The organism is Spiroplasma endosymbiont of Colias croceus (assembly GCF_964020095.1).
Classification (GTDB): domain Bacteria; phylum Bacillota_I; class Bacilli_A; order Mycoplasmatales; family VBWQ01; genus Spiroplasma_E.
Genome location: NZ_OZ026536.1, coordinates 875,507 through 902,506, shown reverse-complemented (window position 1 = coordinate 902,506; position 27,000 = coordinate 875,507). Strand labels below are relative to the sequence as shown.

Below are 27,000 nucleotides of genomic sequence, written 5' to 3'. Positions count from 1 at the left end.
ATGACATTAAATATTATAAAAGATGAAAAAAATGGTCTTGGAAAATGACATGTTACCATTGATACTAAAACTTGAAAAGATCAATTGGCAAAAGCTGAAAATAAATTGATTGCACAAGTAGAAATTCCTGGATTTCGTAAAGGAAAAGTTCCTACTAAAATGGCTAAAAAACATGTAACTGAAGAACAAACTTTACAAACAGCAACTAAAGCAGTTATTACTATTGCTTATGATTTTGCCTTAAAACAAAAACCTAACTTAATGCCTACTAATCAACCCGAAGTTAATGTGGAAAAATCTACTATTAAAGAGTGTGAAATAATGTTTGTATTTGATTTACCAGCAGAAATTACTATTGGTAAATATCATGGTATTGATATAGTAAAACCTGTAGCAACTGTTAATCAAGAAGAAATTGATACTCAAATTAAACTATTACAAGATCGTTTTGCTATTTTTAATCCAAAAGAAAAAGGAAAATTAGAAAAAGATGATACTGCAGTTTTTAATTTCACTGGTTTTTTAGACGGTAAAAAATTCCCTGGCGGTGAAGCTAAAAACATGGAATTAGAAATTGGTTCTGGTAAATTTATTCCTGGTTTTGAAGAAGGAATGATCGGTATGGAACCTAAATCTAAAAAAACTATTGAAGTAACTTTCCCAGAAGATTATCATGTTCCAAATTTAAAAGGTCAATTAGTACAATTTGAAATTGAATTAAACGAAATAAAAACAAAAGTTATTAATGAAGATTTAGAAGAATTAGTAAAAGATGTTAACATTCCAGATGTTACTACTACTGAACAATTATTAGAAAATATTAAAAAACAAATTGAAGTACAAAAAACAATGACAATTAAGGAACAATTTATGGAAGAACTTATTGCTAAAATTGTTAAAGATTCAAAAATAATAATTCCAAGTTTTGCTGTTAAAAATGAAACTGAACGTTTAGAAAATGAATTTAAAAAACAATTAGCTAATCAAAACTTTACAATTGAAAACTATATGGCAGCAACTGGTTTATCTCATGAAGAAATTATTAATGAAATAAAAAAGGATGCAATTATGCAACTTCAGAATTTTTTAGTTATTGAAGAAATTATTAAACAAGAAAAAATAGAAATTACCGAAGAAGAAGTTCAAAAACAATTAACAACATTTGCCGACCAATTTAAAATAAGCATTGAAGAAGTTAAAGCAAATATTAAAGATTTAAGTTTAGTTACTACTACCCTAAAACGTAATAAAGCCTTTGATTTATTATGAGAAAGTAACGGTAAAAACCAAAAGCAAACAACAAGTGCTTAATTTAATTTGATAATTATTATATAACCTAATTACCAATTTAATAATTAGGTTATTTTATCGTTTATTTTTTTCAAAAAGTAAAAATTATCAAAAAAAAAATAAATGTAATAAAATACTACTAGTATAAATTAAATATGAATTAATAAGTGCTGCTGTAATAGTATAGTATAAATCAAAAATTAGATATTTTAGCAATTAACTATTGCAAGTGCTAATGTTTTATATTATAATCCAGTTAATACATTATTTGAGGTGAGACAATGAAGATAAAAAATATTACTAATATTCCAGTACTAGTAACAAGAGGAAGTTTTGTTTTCCCAACAGTTGAAATAGAACTAGAAGTTGGCAGACATAAATCAGTAGCGGCAATTAATGAATCGGTAGCTAAGTTTAATTCAGAAATTATTTTAGTTTCGCAAAAGGATCCGAAAGTAGATAATCCGCAATTAAGTGAAGTCTACAATCATGGTACTTTGTGTAAAGTGCAAATTCAAAAAAGTCATAATGATGGTACACTTACCGTATCTTTTTATGGACAACAAAGAGTTAAAGTTTCTAAGTTTTATGATGATAAATTTTATACAGGAGATGCTGAAACTTTAGTTAGTCCTAATGTTTCAAAATCATTAGAAGAAGAGTTGATTCAAAGAATTGTAAATAATTTACAACAGATTTTAGATGTTCATGGTTCAATTCCACAAGGTGTAATTAGTCAAATCACCGATGGAATGAAAGCTAGTGAAATTATTGATAAAATGGCTCAATTTTTACCATTTTTAACTATTAATAAACGCCAAGAAATTTTACAAGAAACTGATATTAATAAACGTTTAGATTTATTATTGAAAGATGTTGGTGGTCAAAAACAAGTTGGTGCCATTGAAAAGGATTTAACAGCTAAAATTAAAGATCGTATTGATGAACAACAACGTGAATATTATTTACGAGAAAGATTGCGTGCTATTAAAGAAGAATTAGGCGAAATTGATGGTAAGTCTAATGAAATGAAACGTTATTTAGAACGCTTAGAAACAGAAGAGTTTCCTGAAGCAATCAAAACGCGTGTTAAAGAAGAAATTAGTCGTTATGAAGATATGCCGCAAGCTTCAAGTGAATCAAATATAATTCGTACATACATTGATTGAATGATGACTTTACCTTGATTTCAAAAAAGTGAAGAAAAATTTGATTTAATTAATGCAAAAAAAATTCTTGATAAATATCACTATGGTTTAGAAAAAGTTAAAGAAAGAATTATTGAATATCTTGCTGTTAAAAAAATGGCTAAGGCAATGCCAGGACAAATTATTTGTTTAGTTGGCCCTCCTGGTGTTGGTAAGACTTCTTTAGCTAAATCAATTGCTGAAGCGATGGGGCGTACTTTCGTTAAAATTTCACTTGGTGGAGTTAAAGATGAATCTGAAATTCGTGGTCATCGTAAAACTTATATTGGTGCGATGCCAGGAAGAATTATCCAAGGTATGAAACGTGCTAAAGTTATTAATCCATTATTTTTATTAGATGAAATTGATAAAATGTCATCTGATTATCGTGGTGATCCAGCTAGTGCTATGTTAGAAGTATTAGATCCTGAACAAAATGCTAATTTTTCAGATCATTATATTGAAGAAAATTATGATTTATCACAAGTTATGTTTCTAGCAACAGCTAATTATATGGAAGGTATTCCTGAACCATTAAAAGATCGAATGGAAATTATTGAACTTTCTTCATATACAGAATTAGAAAAACTTGAAATTGCAAAAAAATATTTAATTCCTCGTGTTATTGAAATTACTGGTTTAAATAATAAAATGTTAAAATTTAAACCAAATTCAATTGAAGAAATAATTAAATATTATACAAGAGAATCAGGTGTTCGACAGTTAGAAAGATTATTAAATAAAATTGCTCGTAAATTTATTGTTAAACTTTTAAATAAAAAAATTAGTACTGAAGAAATTGTTGCTGATAATGTTAAAGATTATTTAGGAAAACAAATTTTCGATTATACTAAAAAAGAAAATGAATCACAAATTGGAGTGGTAACTGGTCTTGCTTATACTCAATATGGTGGTGATATCTTACCAATTGAAGTAAACTACTTTAAAGGAAAAGGTAATTTGGTATTAACTGGTAAATTAGGTGAGGTCATGAAAGAATCTGCTACTATTGCTTTAGATTATATTAAAGCAAATGCTATTACTTTCAATATTCCTGATACTTTCTTTGCAGAACATGATATTCATATCCATGTTCCTGAAGGAGCAGTGCCAAAGGATGGTCCAAGTGCTGGTATTACTTTAACAACTGCAATTATTTCTGCTCTGACAAGTAGACCTGTATCAAAAGATATTGGTATGACAGGTGAAATTACACTTCGTGGTCATGTATTACCAATTGGTGGATTAAAAGAAAAATCAATTTCTGCTCATCGTAGTGGACTAAAAACAATTTTAATTCCAAAAGCTAATATAAAAGACTTAGAAGATATTCCAGAAGAAGTAAAGAAAAAATTAAATATTGTTTCAGTTGAATTTTATTCTGAAGTATATGATTTTATTTTTAATAAACATAAAGCAAAAATTCACTCACCTATTAATAATATTAAACCAACTTCAAGTATTATTGATGAAGGTTAAAATCTAATTAAATTATTAATAACTATAACTTTAAAAAAAGTAAATACTAAAAACAAGTATTTACTTTTTTTATATTTTTATATTTGTGATAAATTTGATTTACTTTTATTTGTTACAGAAAAATTAATGGTAATGTTTAGTAATCTGTGTAACTTACAAAAATAACTATGTTTAATTAGTTCTAGTAAATATAATTAATTTTCTAGAAAGAGTGAGTTACAGATGGCTAAAAAGCAAAATATTAATAATAATGATCGAATATCACAAGCAGTAGATTTATTATTAGAAAATACTGAAGATTTAACAACAGTTTTTAAAAAGGGAGGATTATATAAAGAATTAACAAAAAGATTAGTAGAAAAAATGTTGAATTCTGAGATGCAAAATTATTTAGGATATGATAAGAATCAACATAGTAATAGTGACAATGCTCGTAATGGTATAAGTTCAAAAAAATTAATAACCCAACAAGGTAAAATTCAAATTGATGTACCAAGAGATCGTAATAGTAATTTTAATCCTGTAATAGTTGCAAAAAGACAAAGAAGATTTGATGGTTTTGATCAACAAGTTCTTTCTTTATATGCAAAAGGTATGACATTATCAGATATTAGAATGCAATTACAAGAGTTATATCATGGTGCTGATATTAGTGAAAGTGTTATTAGTCAAATTACTGATGATGTTATTGATGACGTCAAAGCATGGCAAAATCGACCATTAGATAGTGTTTATCCGATTGTTTATTTTGATTGTATAGTAGTTAAAGTACGACAAGATAAACGGATTATTAATAAATCAGTTTATATAGCTTTAGGAGTTGATTTAGAAGGTAAAAAAGATGTTTTAGGTTTATGAATTAGTGAAAATGAAGGTTCTAAATTTTGATTAGCCAATTTCACAGAAATGAAAAATCGTGGCTTAAATGATATTCTGATTGCTTCTAGTGATAATTTAACAGGCATGTCAGAAGCAATACAATCAGTTTATCCTAAAACCGAACATCAATTATGCATCGTTCATCAAATTAGAAATAGTTTGAAATATGTCTCATATAAGCATAGAAAATCTCTAGTTGCAGATTTAAAACCAATTTATACTGCATGTAGTGAAGAACAAGCAATGCAAGCTTTAGAATCATTTGAAAATAAATGAACTAAACAATATCCACAAATTGCTAAATCTTGATATAAAAATTGAGATAATTTAATGGTTTTTATTAGTTATCCTGCAGAAATAATGGATGGGTTACAATTTATTGGACACTAATTACGTAGACAAGTAAACAAATTTGTTAAAAGAAAGGAACTATAATTATGGCCAATATTAACTCATATACCGATGAATTTAAAAAACAAATAGTAGCTTTATATCAAAGTGGCAAATCAGTATCTTGCCTTGCTAAAGAATATAATGTTACAAGAGCAGCTACTTACAATTGAATTAAGCAATTTAGTAATTCAGGAAGTTTTAAAACTAAAGATAATCGTTCTTTTGAAGAAAATGAATTAATTAAATTAAGAAAAGAATTAAAGCAATTACGAATGGAAAATGATATTTTAAAGCAAGCAGCACTAATAATAGGCAGAAAATAGAAATTATTGTCAAAAATAAAGCTAAATATAAAATTCGCACAATGTGTCGTTTTTTAAAAATATCTAAATCAACATATTATTTTAATTTAAAGAAAAAAGAAAATAAAATCAAAAATAATATTTATGATGAAGCTGTTATTAGTGCTTTTAAAGAAAATAAAGAAGTTTATGGTACTAGAAGATTAAAAAAAATTCTAGAAAACCAAGAAATTTATTTATCGCGCAGAAAAATTAAAAAAATTATGAATGAATATAATTTAATATCAAAATATACTAAATTATCATTCAAAAATCATAATAACAAAGTTAACGATAGTCAAATAACTAATCTTGTTAATAGAAAATTTAAGAATAGGATTAAAAATGAAGTTATTGTTAGTGATTTAACTTATGTACAAGTTAATGGTAGGTGAAACTATATTTGCCTATTAATAGACCTATTTAACCGCGAAATTATCAGACATAGTGTTGGAGTTAAAAAAGATGCATCATTAGTACATCAAGCATTTATGCAATCAAATCGCTGTTTAAAAGATATTCAAATATTTTATAGTGATCGCGGTAATGAATTTAACAATAAAATTATTGATAAACTTTTACTAGCATTCAACATTAACCGTTCTTTAAGTAACAAAGGTTGTCCTTATGATAATGCTGTTGCTGAAGCAACTTTTAAAACTTTTAAAACCGAATTTATTAATGATAAAAATTTTACATCATTAATCCAATTAAAATTAGAATTATTTGATTACATCAATTGATATAACAATATAAGAATTCACAGCACTTTAAACTACTTAACTCCAGTTAAATATCAACAACAAATGTTTACCAAAAAATAGTCCTAAAAAGTGTTGCCATTCCATAAAAAGGGTAATTTATACCACAAATGCTATTGAATCTGTTAATAGTCAATTACGAAAAGTCATCAGAAATAAAAAAGTTTTTCCTAACGATATGTCAGTTTTTAAAATATTTTATTTAGCAATTGACAATATAACAAAAAAATGAACAATCCCCATTCAAAATTGAAATACAGCAATTGCTCATTTTATGATAAAATTTGAATATAGAATTAATCTAAACTAGTACTTTGTAAAACAAAGAAACACAGATTATTAAAAAGCCTCAAATTAATTTCTGAATTTACATTATTAATTATATTTTTTTTGTTAATTCGTAATATTAGTTCATTTATTTTTACTAAATTTTGTTGTTTAATTTCTTTGATTTTTGTTAAAATAGTTATTTTTGTTTCTATTTTTTTATTTCAATTAAATAATCCAATAGTAAGTACTTTTATTATTTTATTTATTTTTTTATTATTTAATTTTTTTGATAGGTTATTTATTGAATTTATAAAATTATTTTCTAATTTTTTTAAAGATTCTAAAGTTTTTATTTTTTTATTTAAAAATTGATGATGATTTTGAGTATTTTTTTTATTATTTTGTCAAAAGTCAAAAATATCATTGTAATCTTTACTATAAGTTTCAATTGGAAAATGTAAATAAAGATTAATAATATGATAATTATCTGCTATAAAGTTAACTTCTCTTTCTAAATCATTAATATCCATTTTTTAATGTCTCCTCTTTTAAAAAATAAAAAACCCTTTACTTTTAAAATAAAGTAATGGGTTAAAACTTTGATCAAGTTTGTTTTTATATTAGACTTCTTGCAAAACTATGATATTAATCACATTTTTTAAGTTTAAAAATTTATTTTAATAACACTTTTAATATTTTTTAAAAATTATTGTTCAAAATATGTTTTATTTTTTGTCATTAAAATACAACAAAAATTATTATTTCAAATAAAAAAATAAAATATTAAATTATCAAATATATTTAAATTAATAATTGTAAATTATAAATTGAAGCTATTAAATTAAATCTTAATGCAAATTTTTTTCTTCTATTTCGATATTTTTCACTAATAATTTTAAATTTTTTAAGAATCGCAAAAACATGTTCAATAACAACTCTCATTTTTGAAATAGCCTTATTATTTTTCTTTTCTTCTTTAGTTAAAGGGTTTTTCTTTGATTTTCGTTTAGGTAATAAGACATTTTTATGTATGTTTTGTATACCTTGATATCCTAAATCTACTAAAATAGTTGTTTCTGATAAAAATTTCGTTTTTGAATTTTTTAAAATTTTAAAATCATGATTTTTACCATAAGAAAAATAAGAACTTATAATTTTTTTACTATCTTTTTCAATTATGACTTGAGTTTTTATTGTATGTTTTTTCTTTTTTCCTGAATAATATTGTTTTTGACTTTTTTTGGGCGTTGAATAGTACTTTCAGTCACATCAATGATAACTGTTTTATCTTTAAAATTATTATTTAACAGTGATTTTTGCCCATAAAGTTGTTGAAAATCAGGATGTTTTATTAAAGTATTTTCTATTCACTTGATATTCCTATAGCAACTACTTTCACTAATTCCATAACTTTTAGCAATATGAAAATAAGTTCGATACTCTCTTCAATATTCTAAAGTCATTAATAAACGATTTTCTAATGATAATTTATTAGGTGTACCACCATTTTTAAACTTTTTTACTTCTTCTGTCTTTAAAATTTCTAGAATTTTATTAAAAATAATATCATTTATACCAGTTAATCTTAATAATTCTGGATTATTAATAGTTTTTAATTTATCAAACATCATAGATTACCTATCTTTTTTATTTTTAATTTTATTTTAAAAATTAAATTTTTAATAGATAGGTTTTGCAAGAAGTCTATTATATATTATTTTAATTTTATAATTCAAAAATTAAATTATGAATAATAAAAGTGTTGTTATTAATAATTATTTAAATTTTTATATAAAAATATTTAAAATTAGAAAATTGTGCATGGTGGACAACATTTTTTACCATATTGCATATTAATTAATTCTTCTGAATTTATACTATTTATATCATCATTAGTTATTAGAAAAGTACTATCTTTTAAATATTGATCTTCATTATTTAACTGTTGGATGTTGAAATTAAATTCTAGATTTCCATTTTCAATTTCATCTAAATCTTCTTCATAATCTACTAATAATTTTTGTTTTAAGTTAATAATTTTTTCATTGATTAAAGCAATTTCTTTTAATACCTTTTCTTTATTATTAAGACTAAAATTTTTGTTAAATGGATTCAAACTTTTTTCTAATTCTTTTTTCTCTTTTTTTAATTTTTTTATTTCTTTTTTTTGTGCATTTTTTTTCATAATTTTCTCCTTTTTTAAAAATAAAAACTCATTTACTTTTTATGAAAATAATGAGTAAAAACCTAATGAAGTTTACATTATATTATATAATAGACTTCTTGCAAAACCTATCTATTAAAAATTTAATTTTTAAAATAAAATTAAAAATAAAAAAGATAGATAATCTATGATGTTTGATAAATTAAAAACTATTAATAATCCAGAATTATTAAGATTAACTGGTATAAATGATATTATTTTTAATAAAATTCTAGAAATTTTAAAGACAGAAGAAGTAAAAAAGTTTAAAAATGGTGGTACACCTAATAAATTATCATTAGAAAATCGTTTATTAATGACTTTAGAATATTGAAGAGAGTATCGAACTTATTTTCATATTGCTAAAAGTTATGGAATTAGTGAAAGTAGTTGCTATAGGAATATCAAGTGAATAGAAAATACTTTAATAAAACATCCTGATTTTCAACAACTTGATGGGCAAAAATCAATGTTAAATAATAATTTTAAAGATAAAACAGTTATCATTGATGTGACTGAAAGTACTATTCAACGCCCAAAAAAAGTCAAAAACAATATTATTCAGGAAAAAAGAAAAAACATACAATAAAAACTCAAGTCATAATTGAAAAAGATAGTAAAAAAATTATAAGTTCTTATTTTTCTTATGGTAAAAATCATGATTTTAAAATTTTAAAAAATTCAAAAACGAAATTTTTATCAGAAACAACTATTTTAGTAGATTTAGGATATCAAGGTATACAAAACATACATAAAAATGTCTTATTACCTAAACGAAAATCAAAGAAAAACCCTTTAACTAAAGAAGAAAAGAAAAATAATAAGGCTATTTCAAAAATGAGAGTTGTTATTGAACATGTTTTTGCGATTCTTAAAAAATTTAAAATTATTAGTGAAAAATATCGAAATAGAAGAAAAAAATTTGCATTAAGATTTAATTTAATAGCTTCAATTTATAATTTACAATTATTAATTTAAATATATTTGATAATTTAATATTTTATTTTTTTATTTGAAATAATAATTTTTGTTATATTTTAATGACAAAAAATAAAACATATTTTAACAATAATTTTTAAAAAATATTAAAAGTGTTATTAAAATAAATTTTTAAACTTAAAAAATGTGATTAATATCATAGTTTTGCAAGAAGTCTAATATTTTAATTTTTATATCTTAAAAAACAAGTAATATTTATGTAGTAATTATGATAAAATTATAAAGTTATAGGAAGAAAGTAATTATGATTAAAGATAAAAAAAATAATTTTGAAATCATTAATGTCAGTAAAAACTATGATAGTAATGAAGTCATTAAAAATGTTAGTCTGAATATTGCTATTGGTGCCAAAATTGGTATTGTTGGCCCCAATGGTACTGGAAAAACAACATTATGTGAAATGATTTCCCAACTTCGTAAACCAACAACGGGTACTATTAATATTAAATCTGATTTAAAAATAGGCATGCAATTACAAGAAACTAAATTTCCTCGTGGTTTAACTGGTTGAGATATGGCCCAATATTATATGAGAGCTTATCGTTTAAATAAGTCTGTTGAAGACATTCAAAAGTTATTGTACTATTTGGACGCCGAAGCATTTATTAATAAACCTATTATTACTTTATCGGGTGGTCAACAACAAAAAATAAATATTTTATTAGCATTAATTGTTGAACCGGATTTATTAATTTTAGATGAATTAGCTACGGGATTAGATTTAGAGGTACGTGAGCGAATTTATGAATTACTAGAAAAAGAAGTTTTTATTAAACCTAATCTTTCAGTATTAATTGTTTCACATAATATGCAAGAAATTGAACGTTTTTGTCAACAAATTATCTTCATGTTTGAAGGTTCAATTATTAGTATAAATGATGTTAAAACTGTTGTTAAAGAATATGGAAGTATTGAAGAATATGTTAAAACTAAATTTAAAGAATATAAAATAGGTATGTATGATAGCGAAGCGTTATTAAAAAGATTAGGAGGGGAAAATAATGAAAAATGAGCTAAGTCTGGTAATGTTTAGTAATCTGTGTAACTTACAAAAATAACTATGTTTAATTAATTCTAGTAAATATAATTAAATGACTAGAAAGAGTGAGTTACAGATGGCTAAAAAGCAAAATATTAATAATAATGATCCAATATCAAAAGCAGTAGATTTATTATTAGAAAATACTGAAGATTTAACAACAGTTTTTAAAAAGGGAGGATTATATAAAGAATTAACAAAAAGATTAGTAGAAAAAATGTTGAATTCTGAGATGCAAAATTATTTGGGATATGAAAAGAATCAACATAGTAATAGTGACAATGCTCGTAATGGTATAAGTTCAAAAAAAATAATAACTCAACAAGGTAAAATTGAGATTGATGTACCACGAGATCGCAATAGTAATTTTAATCCTATAATAGTTGCAAAAAGACAAAGAAGATTTGATGGTTTTGATCAACAAGTTCTTTCTTTATATGCAAAAGGTATGACATTATCAGATATTAGAATGCAATTACAAGAGTTATATCATGGTGCTGATATTAGTGAAAGTGTTATTAGTCAAATTACTGATGATGTTATTGATGATGTAAAAGCATGGCAAAATCGACCATTAGAAAGTGTCTATCCGATTGTTTATTTTGATTGCATAGTAGTGAAAGTACGACAAGATAAAAGGATTATTAATAAATCAGTTTATATAGCTTTAGGAGTTGATTTAGAAGGTAAAAAAGATGTTTTAGGTTTATGAATTAGTGAAAATGAAGGTGCTAAATTTTGATTAGCAAATTTAACAGAAATGAAAAATCGTGGCTTAAATGATATTCTTATTGCCTGCAGTGATAATTTAACAGGCATGTCAGAAGCAATACAATCAGTTTATCTTAAAACAGAACATCAATTATGCATAGTTCATCAAATTAGAAATAGTTTGAAATATGTCTCATATAAGCATAGAAAATCTCTAGTTGCAGATTTAAAACCAATTTATACTGCATGTAGTGAAGAACAAGCAATGCAGGCTTTAGAATCCTTTGAAAATAAGTGAAATAAACAATATCCTCAAATTGCTAAATCTTGATATAAAAATTGAGATAATTTAATGGTTTTTATTAGTTATCCTACAGAAATCAAAAGAGTTATTTATACAACAAATGCTATTGAATCTGTAAATAGTCAATTACGAAAAGTTATCAGAAATAAAAAAGTTTTTCCTAATGATATGGCAGTTTTTAAAATATTTTATTTAGCAATTGAAAATATAACAAAAAAAATGAACAATGCCCATTCAAAATTGAAATACAGCAATTGCTCATTTTATGATAAAATTTGAAGATAGAATTAATCTAAACTAGTACTTTGTAAAACAAAGATACACAGATTACATAAAAGTCTCATTTTTTTATTTGAAATAATAATTTTTGTTGTATTTTAATGACAAAAAATAAAACATATTTTGAACAATAATTTTTAAAAAATATTAAAAGTGTTATTAAAATAAATTTTTAAACTTAAAAAATGTGATTAATATCATAGTTTTGCAAGAAGTCTAGTGTTTATCCGATTGTTTATTTTGATTGTATAGTAGTTAAAGTACGACAAGATAAACGGATTATTAATAAATCAGTTTATATAGCTTTAGGAGTTGATTTAGAAGGTAAAAAAGATGTTTTAGGTTTATGAATTAATGAAAATGAAGGTTCTAAATTTTGATTAGCCAATTTCACAGAAATGAAAAATCATGGCTTAAATGATATTCTGATTGCTTGTAGTGATAATTTAACAGGCATGTCAGAAGCAATACAATCAGTTTATCCTAAAACCGAACATCAATTATGCATCGTTCATGAAATTAGAAATAGTTTGAAATATGTCTCATATAAGCATAGAAAATCTCTAGTTGCAGATTTAAAACCAATTTATACTGCATGTAGTGAAGAACAAGCAATGCAAGCTTTAGAATCATTTGAAAATAAATGAACTAAACAATATCCACAAATTGCTAAATCTTGATATAAAAATTGAGATAATTTAATGGTTTTTATTAGTTATCCTGCAGAAATAAAAAGGGTAATTTATACCACAAATGCTATTGAATCTGTTAATAGTCAATTACGAAAAGTTATCAGAAATAAAAAAGTTTTTCCTAACGATATGTCAGTTTTTAAAATATTTTATTTAGCAATTGACAATATAACAAAAAAATGAACAATGCCCATTCAAAATTGAAATACAGCAATTGCTCATTTTATGATAAAATTTGAAGACAGAATTAATCTGAATTAGTAACTTTGTAAAACAAAGAAACACAGATTATTAAAAAGCCTCTCAATTTTATATACTAATATTTTATTTAAAATCTATATTTTCAATTAAATTTCCTTTAATTACTAAATCATCATTTGTCTTATTAACAATTAATGAATATTTTAATAAAATATTTATTTTTATTCTTTTAAGTAACTTTCTTAATTTTAATTAAAATTACTTGTTGGTCTTAAAAATTGTAATGACATTGTTAAATTATTAACTAATGTTTTATTTGTCAATTCTGGTTTTTTTAATTGGATAGTTATTGTTTGATTATTAATATTTCTTTGATTCAAATTTGATTCATTATTTTTTTGTTGTAATTGTTGTATCTTTTCATGTAATTCATTATTTTTTTGTTGTAATGTTTGCATTTGAACATGTAATTCATATTGCTTAATTTCTAAATTAGTAATTTGTTTTTCTAAAGATGCTATTTTAAAATTTGCTTTTTTTGGTATTTCTAAAAGAACTTTAAAATTAGTAAGTTTATTATTTTGATAATCAGCTTTTAATTCTTTTTCTAATTTATCTTTAATATCTTTAATATTTTCTTTTAATTTTGTCTTTTGATTTTCTATCAAGATATTTTTTTGTTTTAACTTCTGCTGTTGTTTTTGTAAAAATTTTATGTCTCTATCAAAAATTTCTTTTCATAAAAGTTTTATTTTACTATTTAAAGTTAGTAAATCGCTTTCTGTTTCTATCAATTTACTATTAAAATAAGATCTAAATCTTAATACTTTCAATAAAATTTTCTTTAAATGTTTTTTTAGAAAAATTATCTTTTTCAATTTGTTTATTAATAAACAAATTTAATACTTTTATTTTTTTTAAAATTAATAAAATCTTCAAGTATTTTTGGTAAAAAAACCTCTTTTAAAGTAGTTAATTGAAAATTATATGAATAATTATTTATTTCATCATTTAATTCTAAGATTAAGGAATTTGTTCAATCTTCAATAATTTTAAGTGAATCAAATTTCTCTTTTAGAATTGGTATTTTTTTATCCAAACATTTTATTTTATATTGTGTTCATTTATTACTAAAAAAATAAATATAATTGTCCATTGTTCTTCATCCTTTGCATAAAATTATTATTTTAAATACTAAATAAATAAATTTTCCTTAATTTAGTAAATTATTAAATATTAATAGAATTTACTTATACTTTTGATATTTTTTCCTTTTAAATACTATTACTAATTACTTTACCATTGACATTAGAAAATATCTTATTTTCTGACATGTCTAAAATGATATCAATAATCTCGGGCGTTTTAGGTACCTCTGGTCTTTCAAAAATATTAGTTTCAATGTTATTAATACCATTAGATAAACCTTTAACGTTAAATATATCTGCCTTGTGTACTATTTCTTGTTCTTCATTACTTTGAGTTACTGGCATTGGTACGATGTTAGAAAGCATTATCTTATCATCAACTTTTTGCTTTACTATTACTGTCGCATATTTTGTTTTAATGTCTTTTGAATTTTTGCAAATTTGAGTATTATCTCACTCTATAGGAATTTGAATATGTTCTCTCATTTTTTCTTTATTTTTTTGACATGATCTGTAATAATATTCTCGTTTTCTTGCTTTCACTTCAGGTTTTTGATTATATTCTCGCTTTCTTGCTTTCACTTCGGGTCTTTGATAATATTTTCGTATTTTTTCTTTATTTTTTTGACATCATCTGTGATTATATTTTTGTATTTTTTCTTTATTTTTTTGAGACCATCTTTGATAAGATTCTCGCTTTCTTGCTTTCACTTCAGGCCTTTGAGCATATTTTAATTTTTTAGTTCCAACCTCAGGTTTTTGGTTATGTTTCCGTATTCTTTCTTTGCTTAAATTTTTTTGATTAATTTGAATTATTTCAAAAATTTGTTCTATTTTTTTAATTAGTACTTTCTTATTTTTTTCCATTGTATACATAATATTTTCCTTCAAAAAATAAAAAACCTATTTACTTTAAAAAATAAAGCAATCGGTTAAAAACTTATATTTAAATTAAAATTTAGAAATTTTATTACAATGATAATACATTAATATTTCTAAAAATAAAAAACAATTTTCTTATAATTAATTTTGTTTTTTTATTAGTGTTTTTTTTCTTTCTTAACTTCCTTTTTCTTTAATTTTTTATGTTTTTTCTTTTTCTTATTTCTTCTGAATCAATTTCAAAATGAACGCTTTTTCTTTACCGTTTTATTAATAGTAGGTTCAAATATTTTATTAGTATCACCAATTGAAAAATCATTACAAACAGAATTAATATTTTCATTAGAACTAATAAATAATAGTTCATCATTTAACATTAATATTTCATTTCTACTAGGAATAATAACTTTACCATGACGTTTAATTGCAACTAAGTTAATTTTATAATTGCTAGGAATTTTTAAAGTTTCTAGTTTTTTATTTGTAAACTTAGTATTTTTAACAATTACATTAGCTATTGAGTACTTTTCATCAACTGTAGTTAAATCTACTCCTAATTTTCAAATAGCACGATATGCAGCTTTCTTACCAGCTTCTGTTTCAGATAAAATAATATTAGTAATACCAATTGCTTCTAAGATTAGTTGGTGAGTACTATCAACAGCTTTAGCAATAAGATTAAGTGATGATAATGTATTGTGTTCACGATGAATTGCTAAAACATGAACAGCAGTAACAATTGAAGCTGCTAAATCAGAACCAATAGCAATAATAATATTTTGCACTTTGTGAATTCCGGCATCATCTAATGCATCACGATTAGTTGAATCTAAAATTAAAGTTTCAGAAGCTATTGATGAAACTAATTGACAACGGTCTTCTCTTTTATCAATAGCTAATGTAACTTTACCTAATTCTTCTAAAGTTTTAACAACTGAAATTCCGAATTTACCTAAACCAATGACACAAAAATCATTTTCTGATGAAGACATCTATATCCTTCTTCCTTAAATAATATTTACTTAAATATGTTATATTATACTAAATTATAAACTAATTCTTAAAATATTGGTATTTTAAATTTAAAACTAATATTTAATAGAAATGACTATAGTATAGTATAATAATAAAAGAAAATGTTATTTTAGGAGTTTTTTGATGCTATCTAAGGTTAATTATCGTAGTGTAAAAAATATTTTTAAAATTATTTTTGTTGGTAAAACTCGTCCCCGACAAATGTTTAATTTATATTTTTTCACTTTATTAGTTGGAACAATAATTTTAATGACACCAATTGCCACAACAAAAGGACAATGAAACTTTTTGCCTGCCCTTTTTACTGCTAGTAGTGCGTTTTCTGATACTGGTTTAACAGTAAAAAGCACTGCTAATGACTTTACTTTCTTTGGGCAATTTATTATTTTAATTTTAATTAAATTTGGTGGTATTGGTTTAATTACAGTTAAACTAGCAATATTATCCTTATTTGTATTTAATCGACATACTAGTTTAAGAGAAAGATTACTAATGCAAGGTGAACGTGGCTCTAATAAATTAGGAACGACTATTGATGTATTAAAAATTGGGATTATTGTTATGACAATTACTGAATTTTTGGGAGCAATTGTTTTATTTTTATATTTTTATTTTGTGCCTATCTCAGGAATAGAATATGGTATAAACAATAATACAGGTTACTATAATCACATACTATTAGCATTATGATCGGGAATTTTCCACTCGATTTCTGCTGTTAATAATGCTGGTTTTGATATAGTTGGTATAACTTCATTAGAACCTTTTCAGAGTGATTATTTTGTGCAGTGAATTTTTATTATTGAATTTGTAATTGGTGGTATTGGTTTTCCTGTTTATTATGATTTATATCATTGAATTAAAAATAAAACTCATGGTAAAAAATTTAGATTTAGTTTATTTACTAAACTAACATTAATAACATATTTTTTAGTTGCGATATTGGGTGTTATTAGTGTTATGTTTATTGAATATTTTTCACGTAATGTCATAACTCCATCAAGGCAAGAGCCCATTTTTAAAAATTTATCGACATCTGATGCAATTATGGCTGTTTTTTTTAATACAATGTCAACAAGAAATGCTGGATACTATACAGTTGACTTAAATAAATTTCACCTTGCCTCACAAATGATCCAATCATTAATGATGTGAATTGGTTCTTCACCAGCAAGTACTGCCGGAGGAATTAGAACGACAACTTTAGCAATCATTCTTTTAACAATTTTTAATATTGCCCGTGGCCGTAATGATGTTTTTGTATTCAAGCGTAAAATTCCTAATCAAACTGTTCGTATGTCATTTATAGTCGGCACACTTGGTTTTATTTTAGTTTTTGTATCAGTAATGATTATCACAATTGAAAATGTTTTTATAACAGATAATTCTGATATGACCTTTGCACAAGTAATTTTTGATGTTTCAAGTGCTTTTGGAACAACAGGACTTTCATTATTTGATAATTCGAAATTAGGTATTTTTAGTCAACTTAGTTTAATTTTTGTCATGTTTGTGGGACAATTAGGAGTATCAACTACTGTTCTTGCTTGAAGTGATCGTAAATCAAAACCAACGATAAGTAGAGTTGAAGAAAACGTATTAATTGGATAAATTAAGAAACGGTGAACACATATGATAAAAATTTTAGATGGTAAAATAATTGCCCAGCAAATTAAAGCAAAAATTAAAGCACAAGTAACAACTATTACTAATCGTAAACCTAAACTAGCAGTAATAATTATTGGTGAAGATTTAGCATCACAAATTTACGTACGAACTAAAATTAAAGCATGTCAAGAATGTGGTATTGATGGACAAGTATTTTCACTAACAACAGTAGTAACACAAAAAGAAATAATTAATAAAATTGAACAATTAAATAGTGATAATAATATTGATGGAATTTTAGTACAATTACCACTACCAAAACATTTAGATACATTAGCAATTATTAATAGCATTACTATTAATAAAGATGTTGATGGTTTAACAAATATTAATGCCGGAAGATTATTACAAGGTGATAAAAAAGCAATGTTGCCTTGTACAGTAAAAGGTATTTTAAAATTACTAAATCACTATCAAATTCCCATTTCTAAACAAAATATTACTATCATTAACGATAGTAATATTGTTGGTAAACCATTGGCTTTATCATTAACTAATATGGGAGCAACTGTTAGCATTGTTCATAAATTAACTAAAGACTTAACTCTTTATACTAAAGAAGCTGATATCATTTGTAGTGCTACTGGTGTCTATAATATTATTAATAGTAGTCAAGTTAAACATGATGTTGTTATTATTGATGTAGCAATTAATTATCAAGGTAAAGAAAAAAAAGTTGTTGGTGATATTAATTTTGAAACAATGAAAAATACCGCTTCAGCAATTACTCCTGTGCCTGGTGGTGTTGGACCAATGACTATTGCCATGTTATTAGAAAATTTAATGATTTGCTATCAATTAAATAATAAATATAATTAAATTGGAGAATCAATTGTTAAAGAAAAATTGGATTAAAAAAAGATTAAATAATATTGAAAAAAATAATTTAGAATTATTAAAATTTAAGTTTTTAAAAGAAACTATTTCAACAAATAGTGTTTATTTTGATAGTCCTTTACATTTTTTAAAACCAGAAAATTATTCAGATTATCAAATACATAATGAAAATAATACTATTATTTTTAAAATAGAAGTTAATACACAAAAATTATATGATGATTGAATAAAAGGAATGAATAATTTTGCTTGAGATTATATTTTAAGTAAAAAATATATAAATATTAACACTGAATATAATTTAAAAACTAATGAGTTTATTAATAAAATTAATCAAAACTTATTTCTTTTAAAAAATAATTTAATATCAAAAAATAATATTTACGTTGTAAAAGTTTGAACCTCAAAAATAGAAAAAAATAATTTCAATATTTCTTCCTTTGAAAAAGATTGAGAAGAATTTAACGATGTTGGATATTGATGAACAGATAAAGATACTTTAAATAAAGAAGTTTCTTTAAATGAAAAATTACGTTTTACTTTTAGAAATTCATCAGATTTTTTAATAAAAGAACTATTATTTAAAAGAAATCATGAAATTACAATAAAATATGTTGAAACTGAAACTGAAATTACTACTAAAGGTTATAAATATAAAAATTCTAATTGATGAAAAAGAAATTGATCATCATTTATTTCAATATTTATTTCAATTTTAGCCTTTTTATTTACAATCATATTTAACTTTTTAAATTTGGATGGGTTACAATTTATTGGACACTAATTACGTAGACAAGTAAACAAATTTGTTAAAAGAAAGAAACTATAATTATGGCCAATATTAACTCATATACCGATGAATTTAAAAAACAAATAGTAGCTTTATATCAAAGTGGCAAATCAGTATCTTGCCTTGCTAAAGAATATAATGTTACAAGAGCAGCTACTTACAATTGAATTAAGCAATTTAGTAATTCAGGAAGTTTTAAAACTAAAGATAATCGTTCTTTTGAAGAAAATGAATTAATTAAATTAAGAAAAGAATTAAAGCAATTACGAATGGAAAATGATATTTTAAAGCAAGCAGCACTAATAATAGGCAGAAAATAGAAATTATTGTCAAAAATAAAGCTAAATATAAAATTCGCACAATGTGTCGTTTTTTAAAAATATCTAAATCAACATATTATTTTAATTTAAAGAAAAAAGAAAATAAAATCAAAAATAATATTTATGATGAAGCTGTTATTAGTGCTTTTAAAGAAAATAAAAAAGTTTATGGTACTAGAAGATTAAAAAAAATTCTAGAAAACCAAGAAATTTATTTATCGCGCAGAAAAATTAAAAAAATTATGAATGAACATAATTTAATATCAAAATATACTAAATTATCATTCAAAAATCATAATAACAAAGTTAACGATAGTCAAATAACTAATCTTGTTAATAGAAAATTTAATAATAGGATTAAAAATGAAGTTATTGTTAGTGATTTAACTTATGTACAAGTTAATGGTAGGTGAAACTATATTTGCCTATTAATAGACCTATTTAACCGCGAAATTATCGGACATAGTGTTGGAGTTAAAAAAGATGCATCATTAGTACATCAAGCATTTATGCAATCAAATCGCTGTTTAAAAGATATTCAAATATTTCATAGTGATCGCGGTAATGAATTTAACAATAAAATTATTGATAAACTTTTACTAGCATTCAACATTAACCGTTCTTTAAGTAAAAAAGGTTGTCCTTATGATAATGCTGTTGCTGAAGCAACTTTTAAAACTTTTAAAACCGAATTTATTAATGATAAAAATTTTACATCATTAATCCAATTAAAATTAGAATTATTTGATTACATCAATTGATATAACAATATAAGAATTCACAGCACTTTAAACTACTTAACTCCAGTTAAATATCAACAACAAATGTTTACCAAAAAATAGTCCTAAAAAGTGTTGCCATTCCAATCTGACATATAACGAATAATAGCCTTTGTCATTCCATCTAACATATCAATATCAATATTATCAGTATTCATTTTTTCTTTTCTTAATTCATTTTTCAAACTAAATGAATTAGGAATTATAGTATAAGTTTCTTTAATACTATTATTTATTTTGCTTAGATTCGTACTTAATACATTTCCAAAAGTTCCTACAGTTGTTCCAAATGTTAAAAAACTTAATGTTGCTAATAATAACTTCATAAATTAAAACCCCTTTATATTAATAATGTAATTCTACATGATTTCTATGTTTACTTCTTTCTAATTACTTTTACGATTAATAGTATTCATTATTACAAATAATACTTAAGTTATTATTATATTTAATTTAAAAAAATGATTAATAAATCATATACATTGCCGTAATCAAGAAAAAAATAAAAAAAACTTTATTAGTTATTGCAAATTATACTTTTCTTCAATATAATAATTAAGGTTTAGTAAATGCCCGGTTAGCTCAGCGGCAGAGCATTCGACTGTTAATCGAAGTGTCATAGGTTCAAATCCTATACTGGGCGCCATTATTCTAAACTCTTGTTTTCTACGGCTCGTTGGTGAATTGGTAAACACATAGGATTTTCATTCCTACATTACGGGTTCGATCCCCGTACGAGTCACCATTAATTAATATTTAGACTGCAAGTATTATAATTACTTGTTTTTTATTCCCCTAGATGTCTCGTTAGCTCAATTGGCAGAGCATCAGACTCTTAATCTGAGGGTTGTAGGTTCGAGGCCTATACGGGACACCAAAAATGCGGAATTGGCGAAACTGGCAGACGCACCAGATTTAGGCTCTGGCGCCGAAAGGCATGAGGGTTCAAGTCCCTTGTTCCGCACCATACATTATTTTATTAACCTTTATGTTTTTCATTAAAGGTTTTTTCTTTTTTGAAATTTTTATTATATAAAAATTAAAATAAAATATTATATTTAAAATATAATATTTTATTTTAATTTAAGAAATTTTATTCTATGGAAATATATAGTATTTTATTATTTTATCTTTATAATATTAATAAAATAATAGAAAAAAGAAAGCAGGAAATGATTGATGGTAAAAATAATTTTTACTGATGTAGATGGTACTTTATTTGATAGTGGCAGTGCGTTAAGTGAAATTAATCTTAATGCTTGTTTAAAAGCTCAAAAAAATAATATTAAAGTTGTAATTAATACAGGTAGATATGGTGAAAATGCTATTCGTGTTGGTAAAATGATTAATGCTGAAAAATATGATGGTTATATTATTGGTAATGATGGCGCTGAAATTTGATCATATACTAAACAAAAATGAATTTATTTACAACAATTAAATTCAGAAACAACAATTAAACTTTATGAATGATTAACCAAATATAATAAACAAATGATTTTACATTTTAATAGTATTGATACTTTGTATGTTAACCATGCGGCTAATAGTTGAAGTACATGAGTTGAAAATCTGCAAATTAAAATTATTAAGTTAACTAATAGTACTGATATTAAAATGCCAATTTCAAAAGTAATGGTTATTTTAGAAAAATATTGAAAGGCTAATGAAATTACAAAATTCATTAATAATTTTGAAACTAACTTTCCGGATTTAACAATTGTTCAATATCATACAAATGTTTTTTCAATTGGTAATAAAAACATTAATAAAGGTTCAGCACTACAATGATTATGTAATCATTTAAATATTGACACTAAAGATGCATTAACGATTGGTGATGGATTTAATGATTTACCAATGTTTGAAGTATCTGGTCATCCAATAGTAATGGAAAATGCTAATATTGCTTTAAAACCATATGGTAAAACTATTGCTCCAAATAATGATGAACATGGAGTTGGATATATTATTAATAATTATGTTTTTAAAAAATAAAAACTTAATATTTTTAAAAATATACTCTTATAGTTTATTAACAAACTAATAATTAAAATATATTATAATAATAATATAAGAAAAGTGAAAGGAGAAGGAAAATATGGCAGCAAAAAAAACCTACTGTTTTTAATATCTTTATGAAAACTACATTGCCAAAAGTTAAAGCAGAACACCCAGAATTAAAACACACTGAGGCTTTTGGAAAAGCAGCAGCATTATGAGCTAATGCTAAAGAAAATCCTAAAAACAAATAGATAGATAGATAATTCCTTAAAAGAGTCAGATTTAAAATCTGACTCTTTTAAATATAAAAAATATTAAAATTTTAAAAAAACACTAAAATTGCTATACAAATCAACAATGATAAAGTATAATCAAAATACTTACCTAGTAGGGTTATAGAGAAAGGTACGTTTTAATTGAGGCTTTTTAATAATCTGTGTTTTTTTGTTTTACAAAGTTACTAATTCAGATTAATTCTGTCTTCAAATTTTATCATAAAATGAGCAATTGCTGTATTTCAATTTTGAATGGGCATTGTTCATTTTTTTGTTATATTGTCAATTGCTAAATAAAATATTTTAAAAACTGACATATCGTTAGGAAAAACTTTTTTATTTCTGATGACTTTTCGTAATTGACTATTAACAGATTCAATAGCATTTGTGGTATAAATTACCCTTTTTATTTCTGCAGGATAACTAATAAAAACCATTAAATTATCTCAATTTTTATATCAAGATTTAGCAATTTGTGGATATTGTTTAGTTCTTTTATTTTCAAATGATTCTAAAGCTTGCATTGCTTGTTCTTCACTACATGCACTATAAATTGGTTTTAAATCTGCAACTAGAGATTTTCTATGCTTATATGAGACATATTTCAAACTATTTCTAATTTGATGAACGATGCATAATTGATGTTCGGTTTTAGGATAAAATGATTGTATTGCTTCTGACATGCCTGTTAAATTATCACTACAAGCAATCAGAATATCATTTAAGCCACGATTTTTCATTTCTGTGAAATTGGCTAATCAAAATTTAGCACCTTCATTTTCACTAATTCATAAACCTAAAACATCTTTTTTACCTTCTAAATCAACTCCTAAAGCTATATAAACTGATTTATTAATAATCCGTTTATCTTGTCGTACTTTAACTACTATACAATCAAAATAAACAATCGGATAAACACTATCTAATGGTTGATTTTGCCATGCTTTGACGTCATCAATAACATCATCAGTAATTTGACTAATAACACTTTCACTAATATCAGCACCATGATATAACTCTTGTAATTGCATTCTAAGAACCTGTTTGGAATCTTTTGAAAAATTATTAATACAGTTTTTGAGTTTTAATTTATGTTAAAAATAACATGATTAAATGTATTTTATTTTTTTTATTTTTATTATTAAAAAAAATATAAGTGCTTTTTAAATAATTTGCCTGTATTTTGTTAAAATTTTTTGAACATGAAAAAAGATCCTAAACAGGTTCTAATATCTGATAATGTCATACCTTTTGCATATAAAGAAAGAACTTGTTGATCAAAACCATCAAATCTTCTTTGTCTTTTTGCAACTATTACAGGATTAAAATTACTATTACGATCTCTTGGTACATCAATTTCAATTTTACCTTGTTGGGTTATTAATTTTTTTGAACTTATACCATTACGAGTATTGTCACTATTACTATGTTGATTCTTATCATATCCTAAATAATTTTGCATCTCAGAATTCAACATTTTTTCTACTAATCTTTTTGTTAATTCTTTATACAATCCTCCCTCTTTAAAAACTGTTGTTAAATCTTCAGTATTTTCTAATAATAAATCTACTGCTTGTGATATTGGATCATTGGACATATTCCGTAATTAAATTTAATTAATTGTCAATAAAATTGTTTTAAAACTATTTAGTGTTATTGAATATAGAAATAAATATTTTTTGAAAAAATAGTTTAAAAAATGAGTTTACATTTTAAACAAAAAATTGTTAATAATATTTTTATATTAACTCGATAAAAATTTCACAAAGTAAGTTAAATCTTAAGTACATAAGTCTAAATTTAGATTTTCTACATTTATTTACTAAAATTTTGAATCTTTTCAATCAAGCAAAGACATGTTCAACTTTAATTCTAATTTTAGATACAATCTTATTGTATTTTCTTTCTTGTTTAGTTAATTTTTTATTTTTAGTTCTTTTAATTGGTATTATTGTATTTTTATAAATATTTTGTATACCTTGATATCCTAAATCACCAATAATTATTGTTTTTTCTGAAAATTCAAGATTTGAATTTTTTAATATTTGAAAATCATGCACTTTACCATTATCAGCAAAAATATGAACAATTTTTTTATTAAAAAAATCATATACAATTTGAAATTTTATAGAATACATTCAACTTTTACCAGAAAAATATTCTAACTGTAGTTTTTTTTAGTTGGTCTTTCAATTTCAATCTCAGTTGAATCAATTAAATAAAATTGAAATTCATTTGAATTTTCTTGTTTTTTATCAATTTTTAATTTATATCTTTCTTTTAAAAATTGGTAATCTTTGTGGTTACTAAGTTTATTTTCTACTCAAGTAATATTTCGAAAACAACTTGATGGGCTCATTTTAGATTTAATACTCATTTGAAAAAAAGTATAATATTCTTTTCAGTATAATAAAGTCATCATTAATCTTTCTTCTACTGAAAGTTTATTTTTTCGACCTTTATTTTTTTCTAATTTTTCTATTTCAATTAATTTTTCTAACATTTCATTAAAATGAAAACGTTTTATACCAAAATATCTATAAAATTCTTCATTTTTTAATTTTTTTAAATTTTCAAAAATCATTTTTATCAACACTTTTCTAAATTTATTGTTAATAACAAAATTATAAAATAAATTTTAAAATTATTAATTGACTTTTAAAAAATTTAATTACGGAATATGTCTATTGTTATTAATATTTTGCTTTTTAGCCATCTGTAACTCACTCTTTCTAGAAAATTAATTATATTTACTAGAACTAATTAAACATAGTTATTTTTGTAAGTTACACAGATTACTAAACATTACCTTTTAATTTTTAAAAATATAAAAAAAGTTACCTTAATTGGTAACTTTTTTTATATTTTTGATAAATTTCATTTATTTTGACTTGTTGAAGGTTTATCAATATCTTCTAAATTAATTGTTTCTCAATCATTATTTTCTCTTTCTTTTACTAATAGAGAAAGTTTGTTCTTATAATCATCAATTATCAGTTGATTAATTCTAATCAACTTTTCATCAGGGTTTGGTTCAACATTATTTTTTTCTTCTATAATACGTATCATTTCCTGTAAAATAGATATCTTTTGATCAAGCTCTGCTCTTTTTTCTTTGTTTTGTCTAGCCATTTAAATTTCCCCTTTCAAAAAAATAAAGTACTTTTTTATTTATTATTAATTTATATATTAGACTTCTTGCAAAACTATGATATTAATCACATTTTTTAAGTTTAAAAATTTATTTTAATAACACTTTTAATATTTTTTAAAAATTATTGTTCAAAATATGTTTTATTTTTTGTCATTAAAATACAACAAAAATTATTATTTCAAATAAAAAAATAAAATATTAAATTATCAAATATATTTAAATTAATAATTGTAAATTATAAATTGAAGCTATTAAATTAAATCTTAATGCAAATTTTTTTCTTCTATTTCGATATTTTTCACTAATAATTTTAAATTTTTTAAGAATCGCAAAAACATGTTCAATAACAACTCTCATTTTTGAAATAGCCTTATTATTTTTCTTTTCTTCTTTAGTTAAAGGGTTTTTCTTTGATTTTCGTTTAGGTAATAAGACATTTTTATGTATGTTTTGTATACCTTGATATCCTAAATCTACTAAAATAGTTGTTTCTGATAAAAATTTCGTTTTTGAATTTTTTAAAATTTTAAAATCATGATTTTTACCATAAGAAAAATAAGAACTTATAATTTTTTACTATCTTTTTCAATTATGACTTGAGTTTTTATTGTATGTTTTTTCTTTTTTCCTGAATAATATTGTTTTTGACTTTTTTTGGGCGTTGAATAGTACTTTCAGTCACATCAATGATAACTGTTTTATCTTTAAAATTATTATTTAACAGTGATTTTTGCCCATCAAGTTGTTGAAAATCAGGATGTTTTATTAAAGTATTTTCTATTCACTTGATATTCCTATAGCAACTACTTTCACTAATTCCATAACTTTTAGCAATATGAAAATAAGTTCGATACTCTCTTCAATATTCTAAAGTCATTAATAAACGATTTTCTAATGATAATTTATTAGGTGTACCACCATTTTTAAACTTTTTTACTTCTTCTGTCTTTAAAATTTCTAGAATTTTATTAAAAATAATATCATTTATACCAGTTAATCTTAATAATTCTGGATTGTTAATAGTTTTTAATTTATCAAAGATCATAGATTACCTATCTTTTTTATTTTTAATTTTATTTT

21 protein-coding genes, 4 tRNA genes and 6 pseudogenes are annotated in these 27,000 nt (G+C 23.4%); 18 read left to right on the top strand and 13 right to left on the bottom strand.

The features are described 5' to 3' along the window. The 5 genes and pseudogenes from tig to AACL24_RS05545 form a co-directional block, all read left to right on the top strand. Nucleotides 1–1,311 carry a trigger factor gene (gene tig / locus AACL24_RS05565; protein WP_339049148.1) on the top strand — a complete coding sequence of 437 codons (1,311 nt, stop codon included), beginning with the start codon at nucleotides 1–3 and terminating at the stop codon, nucleotides 1,309–1,311. A gap of 260 nt (nucleotides 1,312–1,571) precedes the next feature. Next, nucleotides 1,572–3,956 (top strand): endopeptidase La, encoded by a 2,385-nt coding sequence (lon, locus tag AACL24_RS05560; RefSeq protein WP_339049147.1) that lies wholly within the window; start codon nucleotides 1,572–1,574, stop codon nucleotides 3,954–3,956. A 222-nt stretch (nucleotides 3,957–4,178) separates the two neighbouring features. After that, nucleotides 4,179–5,195 (top strand): annotated as a pseudogene (locus tag AACL24_RS05555) (IS256 family transposase); the annotation flags it as partial. A 77-nt stretch (nucleotides 5,196–5,272) separates the two neighbouring features. Next, nucleotides 5,273–6,393, top strand: a protein-coding gene (locus AACL24_RS05550) for an IS3 family transposase (protein WP_339049145.1) whose coding sequence is annotated in 2 segments (ribosomal slippage) — nucleotides 5,273–5,516 and nucleotides 5,516–6,393 — 1,122 coding nt in all. Because the reading frame shifts where the segments join, the coding sequence is not laid out codon by codon here. Nucleotides 6,394–6,415: 22 nt separating this feature from the next. Continuing rightward, a pseudogene (locus AACL24_RS05545) lies at nucleotides 6,416–6,640 on the top strand (transposase); the annotation flags it as partial. Here AACL24_RS05545 and AACL24_RS05540 read toward each other — a convergent pair. The 3 genes from AACL24_RS05540 to AACL24_RS05530 all read right to left on the bottom strand — a co-directional run bounded on the left by AACL24_RS05540 (nucleotide 6,627) and on the right by AACL24_RS05530 (nucleotide 8,785). After that, on the bottom strand, nucleotides 6,627–7,130 hold the full coding sequence (locus AACL24_RS05540; RefSeq protein WP_339049144.1) for a hypothetical protein: 504 nt from the start codon (nucleotides 7,128–7,130) through the stop codon (nucleotides 6,627–6,629). The pseudogene AACL24_RS05545 and the gene AACL24_RS05540 overlap by 14 nt on opposite strands. A 271-nt stretch (nucleotides 7,131–7,401) precedes the next feature. Further along, nucleotides 7,402–8,231, bottom strand: a protein-coding gene (locus tag AACL24_RS05535; RefSeq protein WP_339049143.1) for an IS5 family transposase whose coding sequence is annotated in 2 segments (ribosomal slippage) — nucleotides 7,402–7,835 and nucleotides 7,835–8,231 — 831 coding nt in all. Because the reading frame shifts where the segments join, the coding sequence is not laid out codon by codon here. Nucleotides 8,232–8,407: 176 nt separating this feature from the next. Continuing rightward, nucleotides 8,408–8,785: a hypothetical protein gene (locus AACL24_RS05530; RefSeq protein ID WP_252319699.1), complete on the bottom strand. Its 378-nt coding sequence runs from the start codon at nucleotides 8,783–8,785 to the stop codon at nucleotides 8,408–8,410. A gap of 166 nt (nucleotides 8,786–8,951) precedes the next feature. Here AACL24_RS05530 and AACL24_RS05525 point away from each other — a divergent pair. From AACL24_RS05525 to AACL24_RS05510, 4 genes and pseudogenes are all read left to right on the top strand, one after another. Further along, a protein-coding gene (locus tag AACL24_RS05525) for an IS5 family transposase (RefSeq protein ID WP_339049142.1) occupies nucleotides 8,952–9,781 on the top strand; the annotation gives its coding sequence in 2 pieces (ribosomal slippage) (nucleotides 8,952–9,348 and nucleotides 9,348–9,781; 831 coding nt in all). A 265-nt stretch (nucleotides 9,782–10,046) separates the two neighbouring features. Beyond that, a complete protein-coding gene (locus AACL24_RS05520; RefSeq protein ID WP_339049141.1) occupies nucleotides 10,047–10,835 on the top strand; it encodes an ABC transporter ATP-binding protein in 789 nt (262 codons plus the stop codon). An 82-nt stretch (nucleotides 10,836–10,917) separates the two neighbouring features. After that, a pseudogene (locus AACL24_RS05515) lies at nucleotides 10,918–12,157 on the top strand (IS256 family transposase). A gap of 196 nt (nucleotides 12,158–12,353) precedes the next feature. Further along, nucleotides 12,354–13,088 (top strand): annotated as a pseudogene (locus AACL24_RS05510) (IS256 family transposase); the annotation flags it as partial. A gap of 188 nt (nucleotides 13,089–13,276) precedes the next feature. Here AACL24_RS05510 and AACL24_RS05505 read toward each other — a convergent pair. The 4 genes from AACL24_RS05505 to AACL24_RS05490 all read right to left on the bottom strand — a co-directional run bounded on the left by AACL24_RS05505 (nucleotide 13,277) and on the right by AACL24_RS05490 (nucleotide 16,050). Further along, entirely contained in the window at nucleotides 13,277–13,696 is a 420-nt protein-coding gene (locus tag AACL24_RS05505; RefSeq protein ID WP_339049140.1) for a hypothetical protein, read from the bottom strand. A gap of 218 nt (nucleotides 13,697–13,914) precedes the next feature. Then, the gene (locus AACL24_RS05500) at nucleotides 13,915–14,184 is read right to left on the bottom strand and encodes a hypothetical protein (RefSeq protein WP_339049139.1); all 270 of its coding nucleotides are present in this window, start codon (nucleotides 14,182–14,184) and stop codon (nucleotides 13,915–13,917) included. A gap of 118 nt (nucleotides 14,185–14,302) precedes the next feature. Then, nucleotides 14,303–15,052 carry a hypothetical protein gene (locus AACL24_RS05495; protein WP_339049138.1) on the bottom strand — a complete coding sequence of 250 codons (750 nt, stop codon included), beginning with the start codon at nucleotides 15,050–15,052 and terminating at the stop codon, nucleotides 14,303–14,305. Between the two features lie 164 nt (nucleotides 15,053–15,216). Beyond that, nucleotides 15,217–16,050, bottom strand: a complete 834-nt coding sequence (locus tag AACL24_RS05490) for a TrkA family potassium uptake protein (protein ID WP_339049137.1) — start codon at nucleotides 16,048–16,050, stop codon at nucleotides 15,217–15,219. 166 nt (nucleotides 16,051–16,216) lie between these two features. Between AACL24_RS05490 and AACL24_RS05485 the strand changes: the two genes are divergently transcribed. The 4 genes from AACL24_RS05485 to AACL24_RS05470 all read left to right on the top strand — a co-directional run bounded on the left by AACL24_RS05485 (nucleotide 16,217) and on the right by AACL24_RS05470 (nucleotide 20,550). Further along, a complete protein-coding gene (locus AACL24_RS05485) occupies nucleotides 16,217–17,704 on the top strand; it encodes a TrkH family potassium uptake protein (protein ID WP_339049136.1) in 1,488 nt (495 codons plus the stop codon). Between the two features lie 21 nt (nucleotides 17,705–17,725). Next, complete coding sequence (locus AACL24_RS05480) at nucleotides 17,726–18,580, top strand: bifunctional 5,10-methylenetetrahydrofolate dehydrogenase/5,10-methenyltetrahydrofolate cyclohydrolase (RefSeq protein WP_339049135.1); 855 nt, start codon at nucleotides 17,726–17,728, stop codon at nucleotides 18,578–18,580. Nucleotides 18,581–18,593: 13 nt separating this feature from the next. Next, complete coding sequence (locus AACL24_RS05475) at nucleotides 18,594–19,382, top strand: hypothetical protein (RefSeq protein WP_339049134.1); 789 nt, start codon at nucleotides 18,594–18,596, stop codon at nucleotides 19,380–19,382. A 47-nt stretch (nucleotides 19,383–19,429) separates the two neighbouring features. After that, a protein-coding gene (locus tag AACL24_RS05470) for an IS3 family transposase (RefSeq protein WP_339049133.1) occupies nucleotides 19,430–20,550 on the top strand; the annotation gives its coding sequence in 2 pieces (ribosomal slippage) (nucleotides 19,430–19,673 and nucleotides 19,673–20,550; 1,122 coding nt in all). 2 nt (nucleotides 20,551–20,552) lie between these two features. Here AACL24_RS05470 and AACL24_RS05465 read toward each other — a convergent pair. Further along, on the bottom strand, nucleotides 20,553–20,813 hold the full coding sequence (locus tag AACL24_RS05465) for a hypothetical protein (protein WP_339049132.1): 261 nt from the start codon (nucleotides 20,811–20,813) through the stop codon (nucleotides 20,553–20,555). A gap of 245 nt (nucleotides 20,814–21,058) precedes the next feature. On the opposite strand from AACL24_RS05465, the gene AACL24_RS05460 reads away from it, so the two are divergent. From AACL24_RS05460 to AACL24_RS05440, 5 genes are all read left to right on the top strand, one after another. Next, nucleotides 21,059–21,133 (top strand) — tRNA-Asn (locus tag AACL24_RS05460). Nucleotides 21,134–21,157: 24 nt separating this feature from the next. Further along, nucleotides 21,158–21,232 (top strand) — tRNA-Glu (locus AACL24_RS05455). Nucleotides 21,233–21,288: 56 nt separating this feature from the next. Next, nucleotides 21,289–21,364 (top strand) — tRNA-Lys (locus AACL24_RS05450). A gap of 5 nt (nucleotides 21,365–21,369) precedes the next feature. Beyond that, nucleotides 21,370–21,454, top strand: a tRNA-Leu gene (locus AACL24_RS05445). 212 nt (nucleotides 21,455–21,666) lie between these two features. Next, on the top strand, nucleotides 21,667–22,485 hold the full coding sequence (locus AACL24_RS05440; protein WP_252320908.1) for a Cof-type HAD-IIB family hydrolase: 819 nt from the start codon (nucleotides 21,667–21,669) through the stop codon (nucleotides 22,483–22,485). Nucleotides 22,486–22,951: 466 nt separating this feature from the next. Here the strand turns inward: AACL24_RS05440 and AACL24_RS15520 are convergent. The 5 genes and pseudogenes from AACL24_RS15520 to AACL24_RS05410 all read right to left on the bottom strand — a co-directional run bounded on the left by AACL24_RS15520 (nucleotide 22,952) and on the right by AACL24_RS05410 (nucleotide 26,965). After that, nucleotides 22,952–24,363, bottom strand: a pseudogene (locus AACL24_RS15520) (IS256 family transposase). Between the two features lie 142 nt (nucleotides 24,364–24,505). Beyond that, nucleotides 24,506–24,904 (bottom strand): transposase family protein, encoded by a 399-nt coding sequence (locus AACL24_RS05425; RefSeq protein WP_339049129.1) that lies wholly within the window; start codon nucleotides 24,902–24,904, stop codon nucleotides 24,506–24,508. A 23-nt stretch (nucleotides 24,905–24,927) separates the two neighbouring features. Further along, complete coding sequence (locus AACL24_RS05420) at nucleotides 24,928–25,350, bottom strand: transposase family protein (RefSeq protein WP_339045912.1); 423 nt, start codon at nucleotides 25,348–25,350, stop codon at nucleotides 24,928–24,930. A gap of 275 nt (nucleotides 25,351–25,625) precedes the next feature. Continuing rightward, nucleotides 25,626–25,898 carry a hypothetical protein gene (locus AACL24_RS05415; protein ID WP_339049128.1) on the bottom strand — a complete coding sequence of 91 codons (273 nt, stop codon included), beginning with the start codon at nucleotides 25,896–25,898 and terminating at the stop codon, nucleotides 25,626–25,628. A 238-nt stretch (nucleotides 25,899–26,136) separates the two neighbouring features. Next, a pseudogene (locus AACL24_RS05410) lies at nucleotides 26,137–26,965 on the bottom strand (IS5 family transposase). Nucleotides 26,966–27,000 lie beyond the last annotated feature (35 nt).